We start from the raw sequence: 14,416 nt of genomic DNA on the forward strand, positions 1-14,416 counted from the left end.
TTAGCCGTTAGCTCTGTGGCAGTACAGACTAACGGCTTTTTTGCGCTTTTTAGTTTTCTGACGATTTGCGTAGGCGACGCTTGGTTTAAGCACCTAAAATAGGATGGTTCACCTAGCAGATTGTGGTAAAGTCCGCGCCTGCGTTTTACCGCATCTTCATTATTTTTATTGCTTCTTCAACCCAAAGTACAAGGTTTTCGTTAATGCCATTTTCTACTCTCTCATTGAGTTCTGAGCTGATTCACGCACTGCCAAAAGACTTCAAGAAACCGACCGATATTCAAGCGTTGGCCATTCCTGAGCTGTTGGCTGGTCAAGATCTATTGGCTTTGGCAAATACAGGCAGCGGCAAAACCCTTGCTTATGGTTTGCCTTTGTTGGAAAAGCTGGGTGTCAATCCAGAGCAAAAAGCGCTGATTCTTGTGCCAACTCGTGAGCTGGCAATGCAAGTGAGTGAAGCAATTAACCAAGTTGGTCAAGTTCTTGAACTCAACGCAGTGTGTTTGTGTGGCGGCGTTGATAAAGAGCAACAACAGCAGGCGCTAGCGACAAATCCTCATATCCTTGTCGCGACGACTGGTCGTTTGGTTGACCTAGCAAACAATGGCTTGGATTTGAGCAATGTTCATTATCTAGTATTGGATGAAGCCGACCGTTTGTTGGATATGGGCTTTTGGCCTGACGTACAAAATATTGCAGGGCAGATTTCAAACCAGCGTCAAACCGCAATGTTCTCGGCAACGTTTTCAGATGAGTTGAAGGATAAAGCGAAGCTGCTTATGCAGGCACCAAAGCAAGTTGCAGCGCATCAAGAAAACAGCACCAACCAAGATATTGCTGAAACGCTGTACCTCGTCAACAAAGGCAGTAAAACCAAGGCATTGATTGAACTGATTCAAAAAAACGCGTGGACTCAGGCATTAGTCTTTATTGGTGCGAAAGAGAACGCCGATGGCTTAGCGAAGAAGCTGAATAAAGCGGGCATCTCAACCAATGCGCTGCACGGTGATAAGAGCCAAGCTGAGCGAGAAGCAGCATTGGCGCAGTTTAAATCTGGGCAAATTCAGGTGTTGATTGCCACCGATCTACTAGCGCGCGGCATTCACATTGAGCAATTACCTGTAGTGATCAACTTTGAACTGCCAATGCATGCAGAAACTTATGTTCACCGAGTTGGGCGTACTGCTCGCGCAGGCGAACAAGGTGTGGCGATGTCATTGGTATGTCATGGTGAAATGGACGCACTAAACGCGATTCGTCACCTGACTCAACGTGCATTGCCAGTGCAAGATCTGGTTGGTTTTCCAGTAACGGATAAGCCATCAACTGGCGAGAGCAAACGCGCGCCACGCGATAAAAAAGCCAACCGCCGAACTAATGCTAAGAAGAGCATTAAGCAGTTTCAAGGTAAGTCGAAACGCCCAGCCCCGAGTGCGAAGTAAACCAAAAAAACACGCTCTGACGGCATAGTCGGTTCAGAGCGTGGCTTAAATTTTACTTTGGGGTGTTAACCCACAGTTGGGCCAACCAAGCGCATTTCCCAATCTTCAACTTCGCCAGTTTCTAGGCGGCGCTCGACCAACTTGCCCCAAGACTCGACTAACGGCAGCTCAGACAGCTGAGTGAGTTCTTTTCTATCTAAACAGCCAGTGAAAACCGCGCCCATGATGCGAGCCAGTGGCCATTCTGGATAAGGTCTTTCGCACAGAATAATCTCGTCACCTGCACCGATATCGCCTTCTTCCAACACTCGGAAATACCAGCCTGTTCGAAGCGTATCTTGCAGTCTTCTCGCCATGTCGTGTTGGTCAAAACGTACGTTAAGTTTCCAACAAGGCATGCGACCTTGCGACACTTCCAGTAGTGTTGAGCCGATGCGAATTTTATCTTTCAAGCAAATCGTGGATTCGGTGACGCCTTCGGAGCTGATGTTTTCGCCAAAGCCGCCGGCGGATTGGAAAATTGGTCTTTTGCCTAATTCTTGTTGCCAGATTGGGTAGTGCTCGCTTGGGTAAATATGAAGCGCTTTTTGAATGCCACCATGAAAGCGCGGATCACCTTGCTCATCACTGGTAAAACCAAGCTCTGTTGCGTGCTGGCGCTCAGGTAGCACTTGTTTGTTGATTGCGCTTTGCGCTCCATGAGCATAAGGGACGGTTTTCCCTGCTAGCACAGCTTTTACGACGCCGATTTTCTTCATATAACCTCCTTATTATTTGAATGAGAGATAAAGTGTTTACCTTCATTCGCGATGCGGAGCATGATAGCCTAGTAAACGTGTGTCGGAGTAGGGATGAAAAGACAACTAACAATGCTAACTCGCCAAATTGATTCGAAGTCAGGCGTCGTCACCTCCAATAAGATGATGGACGCGAATCCCCATTCTCCTGTTTTGGTGAAAACCATCGACATGCCAAAAGGTTACATTGATGCGCTGCATCAACACACTTGGCATCAAATCATCTTTCCTATCAAAGGGTTATTGCAAACACAAACTGAGCATTATCAGCACTTGGTTCCGCACACCTCTGCGTTATTTGTTCCTGCGGGTGTTCAACACGAGTCGATTGCTCTAAGCAACACGATATTTGTTGGCATTTACCTCAACCCTGAGTTTGGCGCAACGTACGAGCAACAAGTGAGAACCATTGCTTTAACGCCGTTTTTAAATGAGCTTTTACAAGAGATCCGCAGACAGTGTGAAGGTGAGACAAGCCACGAAGAAGTGCTGCATTTGCTGGCGGTGTTGCATGATCAAATTTTGAAAAGCAACGTGCAGACATTTCAGTTATTGCTGCCACAAGACAGACGACTAAAACTGATTTTCGAGCAATTGACAGACGAGCCCGCGTTAAGCTGTTCGCTAAAAGAGTGGGGGGAGAAAATTGGGGCGTCTGAGCGTACTTTATCACGGCTGTTCGCCAAGGAATTCAACACTTCATTTCTGCTTTGGCGGCAACAAATTCGGCTAATTTACTCGCTTTCTTTGTTAGATGAATCGTTGCCAATCCAAGCCATTGCAGACCTAGTGGGTTATCAAAATGACTCATCCTACATCAAAGCATTTAAAGCCTATTTTGATATGACGCCACAACAGTTTAGAGTGAACGGCGCATCGCGCAGGTAGAAATACAGAGTTTCGACTTCACTTAATGCTTTTGAGTAGAAGTCGCGAAACTTCCTTTTTGAATTTCAATTACATGGTATGAATAACAATGGCACCAACGATAAATACTCGAGTGAATAAATTCTGTTTTGGTCAGCCCCAAACGTCGCTGTCGTTGGAAAAAGAGCCCCTCAAACCGCTTGCTCAGGGCAAGGTTCGGGTGCGACTGGAAGCCACCAATATTAACCCAAGTGACTTGCTTTCCATTCATGGTGTTGGGCAATACCGCCGCGTTCACGTACCACCTCGCGTGCCGGGATTTGAAGCGGTTGGGCGTGTGGTGGAAGTCAGTGCAGTTGGTCAAACTGACCTTCAAGTTGGGCAAAAGGTGTTGGTGGCGATGAGTGGTACTTGGCAATACTACATAGATGCCTCGCCTGAGAATCTTTTTCCGCTACCTGAGAGTTTGGAGAACGGCTATGCCTGTCAGTTGTACATCAACGCGTTAACCGCGTGGGTGATCACCACTAAAGTAGCCAAGTTGAACAAAGACGATGTGGTGATCATCAATGCAGCAGGGTCAGCGATCGGTAAGATATTTGCCCAGCTCGCCCATTCACTGGGTTTTACACTGATTGCTGTGACCTCAAAGCCAGACGAGTATCCGTACGATACTATTCCAGTGTTGGACGCGAAGAAAGACTTACAAGCGCAGCTGCAAACGCGCCAACTGCCACAACCAACGGTCGCTCTGGACGCGATAGGTGGTGAGGCTGGCACGGATCTCATTCGTACCTTGAAAGAAAATGGCCAATACATCAACTACGGAACATTGTCGTTAACGCCTTATACGCCTGAGTTTTTTGAATCGATGAAGGCCAACAACATCGACTTTAGTACATTCTTTTTGCGGTATTGGGAAGAATCGGTAGGTAAAGGCGGGAGAAAGACGGTGTTCGCTGAAATGTTAGAACACTTTATTAGCAGCGACATAAAGTTAAACGTTGCATATGATCTGCCGTTAGAGGACTTTCAAACAGCGATTGAAATGGTTGAGCGACGCTCGTCAGCAGTGTCAGGAAAAATCATTTTGACGCTGTGAATTACAGTGAGCCTGTTGAGAAAAGGGAGGATAAAATCCTCCCTTTTTTATGGGTTTACTTGTAATGATTGGGCTATTTTAGATGGAAGATTTGCTCTGTTTCGAGCGATGTCATCGCACGTACTTGACGCCAAATGTAATAAAAAATACCGAACATCATCAACATACTTGGGATGGCAATCATTGGGTAACTGTACAGCGTCATTTTCCCTAACTCTTCGTTAAAGGCAGCAGTACCAGAAGGGCTAGTCACAATCCAAGTCGCAAGGAAGTAGTTCATTGCAGATGAGAACGCAAAAGTACTTGCAAACAAGTAGTTAGAAGACATAAGGCAACGTTCGAACGCATCGGTTTTACCATTTTCTTTTAAACGTTGGTTAATCAACGCGAGATTCAACACTGTGTCATTCAGTACTAACTTCTGCATCAGTGGGTAGCGGGTAAACGTTGAACCCAAAACCGCTAAACCGATCAGGCCAGGAATCAGGGCTTCTTTTAGTGCTAACCAGCGTGTATCAAGCTCTAACAAGCCGATGCCACCAGTTAGCAGAACACTGATAAAGCCCAGTGCAGAAATAAAGTTAAATTTCTTGTTACGGACAAGGTCCATACCGCCATAAATGATAGGAAATAGCAAAGCGACAACCAGCGCCATTGCTGTCCCTAGATGCTCATCGCCACTAAACTTCATCAAAATGAAGGAAGGGATAAATACGTTGAAAAGGATTTCAAATAAGGGATTCGGCTTTTTCGCCGTCGTGTTACTCATAATGTTTTACTGACTCTACTCTATGTCGGCTGTTATTGTACTTTGACAAGAAGTGTTCATCTAGTCGCGCTTGATGTAAAGCGTTAAAGCGTCGAGTTGTGTAACGACTTATGAAATAGACCGGAGCATAGCCAGTTAGTTTACATGGTTGACTACTTTTTGTGTCTTAATGACTCTCCTTCTGTGCGATGATCTGATTACGCGCTCTGAATAATCGAGTCGCCACTGTGTTGTGGTTGAGCCTCAAGGCTTGGGCAATTTCATCATGATTCAACCCAGCCACTAAGCTCAAGAGCAACGGCTCTCGGTATTTGGGTTCGAGAATCATCATTTGTTTTTGAAGCCAATCTTGGGCCATGTCGTAGTCACTGCCAGGGTAGGTTTTTGTCTGTATTGCACACTCATCAATGTCGACAAAATCGTACTGTTTTCTATCAAAGCGCCGAGCATTCTCACGACGCAAAATAGTAATGAGCCAAGACTTCGCGGCGTTGGGGTCATTTAATTTATCAAAGAATCGCCACGCTTTCAGAAAGGTTTCTTGCGCTAAATCTTGAGCAAGGTGGTGATCTTTGCATAACCAATATGCGAGACGGTAGATCTCTTGGTATCGCTCTTTCGTCAGTGCTTCGTAACGTTTACGTTTTTCCATAGCATTAAGATAAAAAGTTTGGAGAGCACGTTGTGTCTGCCAGATGAACGACAACCCTTTTTATCGCTTTTACAGTGATAAAAAGGGTTGTTCGATTAGGAAGATAAATTCGAAGAGTTAACCTTCGAAATATCGAAGGGTGACTCTGATTTCTTTCTTACACGCTTAAAATGGTTGGTTGGAAAAACGTGAGTACTGGATGGCATCTGCGACTTCCTGAGCTTTAGACTCTGAAGTCATAAGGTGAAGTAGCTTAAGAGCAGCTTGATAGCTAACTAGGCTACCGTTCGAAGTGATAACGCCATCATCAATGACAAAATTCTGGTCGACTTGTACTTTGACTGCTGGGTAATCTCTTTGAAAGCCGTTTTCACCTCCGGCCCAAGTTGTTGCTTTTTTGCCGTTTAAAAGGCCAGCTTCGGCTAACAAATACGCGCCAGAGCAATTACTTGCCATCCAATCTGCCGCTTTTGAGGTAGTTTTAATAAAGTGAATGAGATCTTTATTTTCGATTAGTGCATCCATGTCATAGCTGGATGTTAAAACCAATACGTCGAGTTCCGGCAGATCACCAATCCAAGCATCCACACCAATTTTTAATCCTTCTTCAGTGGTGATGGTTTTCTGATCGGAGACGGAAATGGTGAGCACGTCATAATCACTAAACCAAGTGAGACGACTTGCGACGCCAAAAACCTCTAAAGGAGCAGTAACATCAGAGGTCAGTACGCCATCGTAAACTAGAATACCAATTCGTTTATCTGCGGCATGTGCTGTTTGAAGCACCCCAAAGAATAGGACTAGTGTTGCTATCAATAGTTGTAGTGCATTCTTCAATCCGTTTTTACCCATGGTTTTTTCCTCGCTAACAGAGCATCAAGTTATTGAGGTTCATTATATTTAGGCTAATTAGTGATTGAAGAGCCACTTGGTCTTTACTAAAGTGAATAAAATTCATGAATAGAGTTCATTGGTTATATGGATAAGATACGGTCCCTACGATTTTTTATTGCCACTTTAGATGGCGGTAGTTTTGCTGCGGCTGCCAAAGTGTATGGCACTGACCCTTCGACCGTGAGCAAAGCCATACATCGTCTTGAAAGCGATTTGGGTATACAGCTTTTTCAACGTTCTACGCGACAGAGCCGCCTGACAGAAGCTGGTCGTCGGTACGCAAATACTGCTAGGTTTGTACTGGAAGAGCTGGCGGCATGTGAGGATTCATTAAAAAGTCACAATGATGCACTTTCAGGGCAGCTTAAGATTAATGTGCCTGTCTCGTACGGTCGCCTCTATATTCGTCCTTTGCTAAAAGAGTTTTGCCGCCGCTACCCTAACATCACTATCGATATTCATTACGATGACGCCTACGTTGATATTATTGAGCAAGGTATTGATGTGTCGATTCGCTCTGGTGTCGTTCACGATAGTCAATTGATTGTGCGTCAGCTGAGCCCTATCGATTTTATCATTTGTGCCAGTCAGGATTACTTAGCGCGCCATGGTGTTCCGAGTGGCCCGGATGTATTCAATGACCATTCTTGGGTTCGTTTTCGTTTTAAACAAACGGGGAAACTGTTGCCGATTCGGATGCCAGAACCAGACGGTGCGAGTGAATATGACCCCGAAAGAAACTATATTGTAAATGACGGTGAATCCATGGCAGAGCTTTGCGCAGAAGGCTTAGGATTAACTCAGATTCCTCATTTTATCGCGAGAGACTGGCTTAAAGCGGGGCGTTTAGTGCCGATATTTCCAAGCATGCGCCAAGCAGGAAATGGCGTGTATCTTCTCTATGCCAACCGGGAATATGTGCCTGCCCGAGTGAGGGTGTTCATCGATTTTATCACTCAAGCAATACAGGATATGGATGAAACGCCATTCCATACTTGGGCTGAAACGTTGCCGATTTATCGACCGAACCAAGGCGATTGAAAACTTCATGTGAGTCTTTGGTTAAAAACCCTAAGCTATATGGTGCTTTTATTGGTTTTTGTTAGTTTATTGGGCGTTATTATCGAAAAGCGCAGTTTGCTCTTCGTCACTCATAAAGGAAAGACAATGCCAACTAAGATCTTAGTGCCTGCTTTGGCCCTACTTCTCAGCGCATGTGGCGGCGATGGGGAGTCGTCAGCCCCAGCAGAAAGCGGCTCACAAAACACAGGTTCCACATCGTCACAAGGCACATTTGCCGAGCAGATGCTTGCAGCGGTCAACAGCGCTCGCTCTACTACACAACAGTGTGGCGCAACCACCATGCCACCTGTTGGGGCCCTGACTTGGAGCTACGATTTGGAAAGCGCCGCTTATCGACATTCAAGCGATATGGCGAACAGCGATTTCATGAGCCACACAGGCTCTGATGGCAGCAAAATGTCAGATCGAGTTAACGCAACGGGTTATGCTTGGAGCGCCATTGGTGAGAATGTCGCCGTAGGGCAAAGCACCATTAACGCCGTCGTGAATGCTTGGTTATCGAGTGAAGGTCACTGCCTTAATATCATGAGTGCGGATTTTGATCAGATGGGCGCGTCGCTTGTCGAAAATCACTCTGCACGTTACGGGTATTACTGGACTCAGGTTTTTGCCAAACAGCGCTAATGCGATAAAGAAGCCCGATAGATAAAAAATAAAACGCCAGCAGTCACTATCTGCTGGCGTTTTATTATTTACATCTCTTTTAGCTTGTCAGGTTACGAAGTTTTGGGTCATCCGCCAGGTATTCAACAAATTCAATCTCAAAACCTGCAGGGTCAACAAAATACACATTTTTGCGATATGGTTCATCAGCACCAGGTTGGGCAATCGGATAACCTGCATCGGTTAGTCTTTTGATGATTGCATCGACGTTGTTGGTCACATAAGCAAAATGCGCTAGCCCAACTTGGTGCCCGCTCAACTCGCGGTTTTCTCCTTCGCCATGGTCACTCATGGCTATGTATTGATACTCGTCGCCAAAATGTAGCCAGTTTCTTGGTTTGCCACTCCATTCGCCTTTACCTTCATCACGCACGTACCAATGTGGAAATGCAGTTTGGTAAAACTTCAGCATTTCAGGGATATCTTTCACGACTAAGTTAATATGTTCTAGTTGGATCATGATGTGCTCCTTTTTGTCATTTTCTAGCCAACGATGAATATGCTAATACCTCAAGTTAAGTTGAGGTAAAGGGCTTTTTTGATTTTATTTGTAGACGCCATTTATAAAGGTCAGGCAGCTGACACTGAAGAGTTGGCTCACACAGAAATCATTGAAACCTTGTGCAAGATTGGAAAGATGTTACATGATGGGGACTTCCAGTTAACCGTTTGATTTAAGTAAGCAAAAGATGAAAGTTTTTACACTTAATCATGATGTTGAGAATTTCCCTTTTTTACAAGAAACTCAACTAGAGATTTCTATACAATACTCGGATGGCGATTTGCGGGAGTTATGTGGTGAGCGTGTCGCTGATACTTGGATGATTATTGATTTGGAGTGGGTGAGTGATAACCACATGCTTACAACAAAACCTGATTTTGCAATCTGGCGTGCAGGCGAGTTTGCTTGTTCTGAGTCCGCATATAATCAAATAAACGAAGCTCTTGATTCCAGTTGTGAGTTTTTGCCATTACGCGTCGCTGGCGAGCGTTGGTATGCTATAAACATACTCAAAACTTGCGATGCCATTGATAAGGATCGCACTGTGTTAAATGTAAGAGCTAATGGTAAGCCAAGTCGTGTAAAGCGGTTTAAAAAATTAGTGTTGAGTAGTAAATCAATCAAATCCGGAGGCTTGTTCAGGATTGAAAATAACGGAAGCGGTGTTTACTGCAATGATGAATTAGGTGGTTTGTATGAAATTTACCATCGTTGTCAGCTAAAAGGCCTGATATTTGAAGCAGTAGAAACGAGTTAAAGCCCGCAATGTTTCACCCTAAGTGTATTTCGGCAGCTTTATTTTACGCTGTTATTTCTAGTAATAATTTGTTTCCCCCCCCCCCCCCAAAAAAAAAAACAAAAAAGCCAGCAGTTAATACCTGCTGGCAAAGTCTTTGGGCTTCTAGGTTTTTTGATTTTATTTCTTGTTACTCATCGCTGTCACGGTGCCCCGATTGGTTTTCCGGGGAAGAAAACACAGCACCGTGCGCTTTGTGCTCAAGAAATTGGAGATTAACCTTGCTTACGGATTAGGTAGTCAAATGCGCCTAAGCTTGCTTTTGCACCTTCACCCATCGCAATGATGATCTGTTTGTAAGGAACGGTTGTTGCGTCACCTGCTGCGAACACACCTTCTAGGCTAGTATCGCCACGGCTGCCGACTTCGATTTCGCCGCGCTCAGATAGCGCTACTTCTGAATCTTTTAGCCATTCTGTGTTCGGTACTAGACCGATTTGAACAAAGATACCTGACAATTCAATCTCTTTGATTTCGTCTGTGTTGCGGTCTTTGTACTTCAAGCTTGTTACGCGAGTACCGTCGCCCACTACTTCTGTTGTTTGCGCCATCGTGATGATGTCTACGTTTGGTAGTGAGTTCGCTTTGTCGATAAGCACTTGGTCTGCACGAAGTACGTCTGCGAATTCAAGAACCGTTACGTGTTCTACGATACCAGCAAGGTCGATAGCTGCTTCGATGCCTGAGTTACCACCACCGATAACTGCAGTTTTCTTGCCTTTGAACAGTGGACCGTCACAGTGTGGGCAGTACGCGACACCTTTGTTACGGTACTCTTGCTCACCCGGAACGTTCATTTCACGCCAGCGTGCACCAGGGCTTAGGATGACACTCTTACTCTTCAGCGTTGCACCGCTTTCAAGTTGGATGTGAATCAAGCCATCTTCAGTGTGTGCTGCGCCCATTAGCTTCTCAGCTTGTTGCTCAGTCACGACGTCTACGTCGTATTCTTTTAGGTGTTCTGCTAGGTCTGTTGCCAGTTTTGGACCTTCAGTGCGTTTTACCGAAATGAAGTTCTCGATTGCCATGGTGTCCATAACCTGACCACCAAAACGCTTAGCAACAACGCCAGTACGAATACCTTTACGAGCAGCGTATAGTGCAGCTGCGCTACCACCAGGACCACCGCCGACAACAAGTACATCGTATGGGTCTTTTTCGCTCAGTGCTTTCGCGGCTTTCTCGCTCGCGCCGTCATCCACTTTGTTTAGGATTTCAGTCAGAGACATACGGCCTTGACCGAATAGCTCACCGTTCACGAATACGCTTGGTACGGCCATGATGTCGCGTTGTTTCACTTCATCTTGAAACAAACCACCGTCGATCATGGTTGCTTTTACTTTCGGGTTGATCGCCGCCATCATGTTGAACGCTTGAACCACGTCCGGACAGTTTTGACACGAAAGTGAAATGAAGATTTCTACGTCTAGATCTTTGTCTAGTGCTGCGATTTGCTCAATCACTTCTGGTTCTAGTTTGATTGGGTGACCGCCAGAATGAAGCAGTGCCAATACTAGAGAGGTAAATTCGTGACCCATTGGCAAGCCTGCAAAGCGTAGTGCTGTGCCTTTTGCTGGGTTAGTTACCGCCATCACTGGTTTACGTGCGCTTGCGTTGTCGTCACGTTCAACGGTGATTAGGTCGCTCATCTCTGCGATTTGGTTCGCTAGAGACAAAATGTCATTCGATGCTTTGCTTTCATCTAGACTAACCACTAAACGAACTTCTTCTTTTACATTAGCCAGATATTGTTTGAGTTGTTGTTGGATCGCTTGGTCTAACATAGTTGTTACTACCCTAAAAATATTAAAAGTGGTTACTGTAGATAAAACCTGAGGGGGAGAGAGCAAATCAGGCAGAAGGTCGTCAAGGTATCTAACCTGAAGTGCTCTCTAATTCAGTTCTAATCAGAAAAAGGAAATCGGAACTGATTAGAACTTAAATTTCAGTGGCTTAGATTTTGCCAACTAGGTCTAGTGATGGAGCTAGTGTCTCTTCACCTTCTTTCCATTTAGCTGGGCAAACTTCGCCTGGATGTGCTGCTACGTATTGAGCTGCTTTCACTTTGCGTAGTAGGTCTTCTGCGTCACGACCGATACCTTCAGCAGTGATTTCCATTGCTTGGATAGTACCTTCTGGGTCGATTAGGAACGTTGCACGGTCTGCAAGACCTTGACCTTCACGCATCACACCGAAGTTGTTTGTGATGTTGCCTGTTTGGTCGCCAAGCATGTAGTACTGAATCTTACCGATTGTGTCTGAGCTGTCGTGCCATGCTTTGTGAGTGAAGTGTGTGTCAGTTGATACTGAGTAAACTTCTACGCCACGTTTTTGTAGCTCTTCGTAGTGGTCTGCTAGGTCGCCCAGTTCTGTTGGACATACAAACGTAAAGTCTGCTGGGTAGAAGAAGAATACTGCCCATTTACCTAGAACGTCTTGTTCTGTTACTTCAACGAATTCGCCGTTTTTGTACGCTGTAGCTGCAAATGGTTTGATTTGAGTATTAATCATAATTTACTTTCCTTTGAATGTTTTAAGCTGAGCTGTTGTTGCTTTCGGAAAGTATATTCTCATCGGAGTGTGTTTAAGGAAAATCGCTTGTAACTATCCTATTGATAGCCATTTCCTATTTCACTTGATAGGGAAATCCGATGTAAGAGGGGTTCCTTTGATAGGTTTTATTGAAGATGAAGGCAGAGTAGCAATAGAGAATAGCGGTGATGACCTTAAGTGGATCGTCTGAATAAGATCGAAAGAGCCTGCATCTCGGCAGGCTCTTTCTAATAGGAAGTTGGGAAGCGAATGCTTCTATTTTTTTAGCTCAGATTGTCGAGCACTTTGCCACACAACTTCTTCAGCATGATCATTTCATCCAACTCTAAGGTGATTTTACACATCATGGCGTTTGGCACTGACTTGGCTTGTTCTTTAAGGTCACGACCTTGTTCTGTTAGGTTGAGTACGCGAACGCGTTCATCGGTTTCACTTCGGCCGCGTTCTACATAACCTTTTGCTTCTAAGCGTTTGAGCAGCGGTGTGAGTGTGCCAGAGTCCAAATGCAGTTGTGATCCCAGCTCTTTCACGCTGGCACCGTCTTTCTCCCACAGCACCATCATCACTAAGTACTGCGAGTAAGTCAGATCAAGCTCGTCCAGCAACGGGCGGTAAGCTCGGATCACTGCATTTGCTGCGCTGTAGAGCGGGAAGCAAACTTGGTTTTCGAGTAAGAGTTTATCGTTGTCGGTCATGGTATTGTCGGTGTAACACTGGCTCATTGGTGTTGCCTACCTGCTTACAGAGAAAGAGAGTTATAAAATAAATTGTGCACAATATAGTTGCAAACTATCTTCACTTCGATGTAAGATTGCAAGCAATTAAATTGTGCGCAACTTAAATTAAGAAGGACACTCGCATGACTACTCTATACAAAACTCAAGCTACCGCTTTGGCTGGTCGTAATGGTCAAGTAAAAACTGATGACGGTCTTCTCGATCTAGAGCTGTCATACCCGAAGGAAATGGGCGGCACAGGCGCAGCAACTAACCCAGAACAGCTGTTCGCAGCGGGCTATTCAGCGTGTTTTTCTAACGCGATTTTGCACGTAGCACGTGAAGGTAAAGTAAACCTGAAAAGCGCTCCTGTAACGGCAGAAGTGGGCATTGGTCCAAATGATAACGGTGGCTTTGCACTGACAGTGAGCCTAGCGGTAGAGCTAGACATGCCACAAGAACAAGCGCTAGAGCTAACGCGCATTGCACACCAAGTTTGCCCATATTCAAACGCAGTTCGTGGCAACATTGATGTGGCAGTAACGGTAAACGGCGAAGCAATTTAAGCGGTTTCAACCACTGCACAAAGACAAGAAAGCCTGCAAGTACGCAGGCTTTTGGTTTATTTGATAGCAGTGCAGAAGCTAACGTCTGCATGGTGCGTTTGTGGGTCGAAGCTGTGGTAAAGCTCAAAGCAAGGACGGTCGTCGTTCTCAATACCGGATTCAATCACTTTGCTCATGACATCATCCCACGCTTTTGAGTATTGGCTCGGGTCAGTAATGTGCTGGCGCATCACCGCGTATTGACCGCCGGGGAAGTCTTGCAGCTCAATGCCTTTCGGAACTTCGGTATCTTCTGGCACCATCAAGCAGATATCAGTGCGACACTTCTCGTCTGGCGTGATTTCAGGATTATCATGGTAGATGAAGATGCAGGTATTGCCTGCCAAACCTTTCATTCCTGCCCATTGATACAAGCGACCTGATGGCTCTTCATAGCCTTGGCCGTAAGGGCCGTTTACGCGAATGTAAGCCAGTTTTGCTTTTTCAAAGTTTTGCGTTTCCATTGTCGTGCTCCATTTGGTGAGTTCAGAGCCAGTATATGAATCGCTTGGTGTCACTTCGTTTCCATTCTTGCGCAACGTGTGTCCAATCTTGCTGTTTCGTGCTAATTCAGAAAACTGCTGATAGTTTTCGCAGTCACGAAAGGCCGTGGGTGTAACGCCATAATGTTGCTTGAAGGCTTTGGCTAAGCTCTGTGAGCTAGAAAATCCGTACTCTAGGGCAATGTTCAATACTGGTTGCTTGGATTTGAATAAGTCATCGGCGGCGGCTTCTAGACGCAAACGTCGAATGAAATCAGCCAATGTCTCGCCTTGCACGGCTTTGAAGGTGCGATGAAAGTGATAAGGAGAAAGGTTCGCCAGCGCGGCCACTTCTGGCAGGTTGAGTGGTTCATTAAAGTGTTGTTCTAAAAAGCGAATCACAGGAACCAGTCGTTGGTGGTAGTCGACGCGCATCGGGGTATTTCCTTGTTCTGTTCAGCTTGTATTCTCTGCTCAAAGCCTACTGCAATCC

General features: G+C 45.5%; 16 protein-coding genes. 7 read left to right on the forward strand and 9 right to left on the reverse strand.

Annotation, left to right across the window (positions count from 1 at the left end; all coding sequences use genetic code 11):
- The first annotated feature begins 203 nt into the window (after positions 1 to 203).
- Positions 204 to 1,442 carry a DEAD/DEAH box helicase gene (locus R7P36_RS06175; protein ID WP_213899048.1) on the forward strand — a complete coding sequence of 413 codons (1,239 nt, stop codon included), beginning with the start codon at positions 204 to 206 and terminating at the stop codon, positions 1,440 to 1,442.
- A gap of 65 nt (positions 1,443 to 1,507) precedes the next feature.
- Here R7P36_RS06175 and R7P36_RS06180 read toward each other — a convergent pair whose 3' ends face one another.
- A complete protein-coding gene (locus tag R7P36_RS06180; RefSeq protein ID WP_158173296.1) occupies positions 1,508 to 2,200 on the reverse strand; it encodes an MOSC domain-containing protein in 693 nt (230 codons plus the stop codon).
- A 111-nt stretch (positions 2,201 to 2,311) separates the two neighbouring features.
- On the opposite strand from R7P36_RS06180, the gene R7P36_RS06185 reads away from it, so the two are divergent.
- Entirely contained in the window at positions 2,312 to 3,127 is an 816-nt protein-coding gene (locus R7P36_RS06185) for an AraC family transcriptional regulator (protein WP_033906852.1), read from the forward strand.
- An 88-nt stretch (positions 3,128 to 3,215) separates the two neighbouring features.
- A complete protein-coding gene (locus R7P36_RS06190; protein WP_318122065.1) occupies positions 3,216 to 4,208 on the forward strand; it encodes a zinc-dependent alcohol dehydrogenase family protein in 993 nt (330 codons plus the stop codon).
- A gap of 73 nt (positions 4,209 to 4,281) precedes the next feature.
- On the opposite strand, the gene R7P36_RS06195 is transcribed toward R7P36_RS06190, so the two are convergent.
- The 3 genes from R7P36_RS06195 to R7P36_RS06205 all read right to left on the reverse strand — a co-directional run bounded on the left by R7P36_RS06195 (position 4,282) and on the right by R7P36_RS06205 (position 6,481).
- Entirely contained in the window at positions 4,282 to 4,977 is a 696-nt protein-coding gene (locus R7P36_RS06195; RefSeq protein ID WP_005383527.1) for a VC0807 family protein, read from the reverse strand.
- 166 nt (positions 4,978 to 5,143) lie between these two features.
- A complete protein-coding gene (locus R7P36_RS06200; RefSeq protein WP_254901941.1) occupies positions 5,144 to 5,674 on the reverse strand; it encodes a sigma-70 family RNA polymerase sigma factor in 531 nt (176 codons plus the stop codon).
- A gap of 120 nt (positions 5,675 to 5,794) precedes the next feature.
- The gene (locus R7P36_RS06205; RefSeq protein ID WP_005374612.1) at positions 5,795 to 6,481 is read right to left on the reverse strand and encodes a DJ-1/PfpI family protein; all 687 of its coding nucleotides are present in this window, start codon (positions 6,479 to 6,481) and stop codon (positions 5,795 to 5,797) included.
- 126 nt (positions 6,482 to 6,607) lie between these two features.
- Between R7P36_RS06205 and R7P36_RS06210 the strand changes: the two genes are divergently transcribed.
- Together R7P36_RS06210 and R7P36_RS06215 are read left to right on the forward strand one after the other, a co-directional pair.
- Positions 6,608 to 7,564, forward strand: coding sequence for a LysR family transcriptional regulator (locus R7P36_RS06210; protein ID WP_017820076.1), 957 nt, complete (start codon positions 6,608 to 6,610; stop codon positions 7,562 to 7,564).
- Positions 7,565 to 7,690: 126 nt separating this feature from the next.
- Positions 7,691 to 8,230, forward strand: a complete 540-nt coding sequence (locus R7P36_RS06215; RefSeq protein ID WP_005398264.1) for a CAP domain-containing protein — start codon at positions 7,691 to 7,693, stop codon at positions 8,228 to 8,230.
- 79 nt (positions 8,231 to 8,309) lie between these two features.
- Here the strand turns inward: R7P36_RS06215 and R7P36_RS06220 are convergent, their stop codons facing one another.
- Positions 8,310 to 8,729 (reverse strand): VOC family protein, encoded by a 420-nt coding sequence (locus R7P36_RS06220; RefSeq protein WP_005374615.1) that lies wholly within the window; start codon positions 8,727 to 8,729, stop codon positions 8,310 to 8,312.
- Positions 8,730 to 8,958: 229 nt separating this feature from the next.
- On the opposite strand from R7P36_RS06220, the gene R7P36_RS06225 reads away from it, so the two are divergent.
- A complete protein-coding gene (locus tag R7P36_RS06225; protein ID WP_053350147.1) occupies positions 8,959 to 9,528 on the forward strand; it encodes an imm11 family protein in 570 nt (189 codons plus the stop codon).
- 254 nt (positions 9,529 to 9,782) lie between these two features.
- On the opposite strand, the gene ahpF is transcribed toward R7P36_RS06225, so the two are convergent.
- The 3 genes from ahpF to R7P36_RS06240 form a co-directional block, all read right to left on the reverse strand.
- Positions 9,783 to 11,351 carry an alkyl hydroperoxide reductase subunit F gene (gene ahpF / locus R7P36_RS06230; protein ID WP_005374617.1) on the reverse strand — a complete coding sequence of 523 codons (1,569 nt, stop codon included), beginning with the start codon at positions 11,349 to 11,351 and terminating at the stop codon, positions 9,783 to 9,785.
- Between the two features lie 169 nt (positions 11,352 to 11,520).
- Positions 11,521 to 12,078, reverse strand: a complete 558-nt coding sequence (gene ahpC / locus R7P36_RS06235; RefSeq protein ID WP_005374632.1) for an alkyl hydroperoxide reductase subunit C — start codon at positions 12,076 to 12,078, stop codon at positions 11,521 to 11,523.
- A 305-nt stretch (positions 12,079 to 12,383) separates the two neighbouring features.
- Positions 12,384 to 12,842 (reverse strand): MarR family winged helix-turn-helix transcriptional regulator, encoded by a 459-nt coding sequence (locus R7P36_RS06240; protein ID WP_206949177.1) that lies wholly within the window; start codon positions 12,840 to 12,842, stop codon positions 12,384 to 12,386.
- 137 nt (positions 12,843 to 12,979) lie between these two features.
- On the opposite strand from R7P36_RS06240, the gene R7P36_RS06245 reads away from it, so the two are divergent.
- A complete protein-coding gene (locus tag R7P36_RS06245; RefSeq protein ID WP_005374640.1) occupies positions 12,980 to 13,402 on the forward strand; it encodes an organic hydroperoxide resistance protein in 423 nt (140 codons plus the stop codon).
- 56 nt (positions 13,403 to 13,458) lie between these two features.
- Here R7P36_RS06245 and R7P36_RS06250 read toward each other — a convergent pair whose 3' ends face one another.
- The gene (locus tag R7P36_RS06250; RefSeq protein ID WP_042522251.1) at positions 13,459 to 14,358 is read right to left on the reverse strand and encodes an AraC family transcriptional regulator; all 900 of its coding nucleotides are present in this window, start codon (positions 14,356 to 14,358) and stop codon (positions 13,459 to 13,461) included.
- Positions 14,359 to 14,416: the final 58 nt, after the last annotated feature.

It is taken from the genome of Vibrio sp. 397, assembly GCF_033339395.1.
GTDB classification, from domain to species: Bacteria; Pseudomonadota; Gammaproteobacteria; order Enterobacterales; family Vibrionaceae; genus Vibrio; species Vibrio alginolyticus.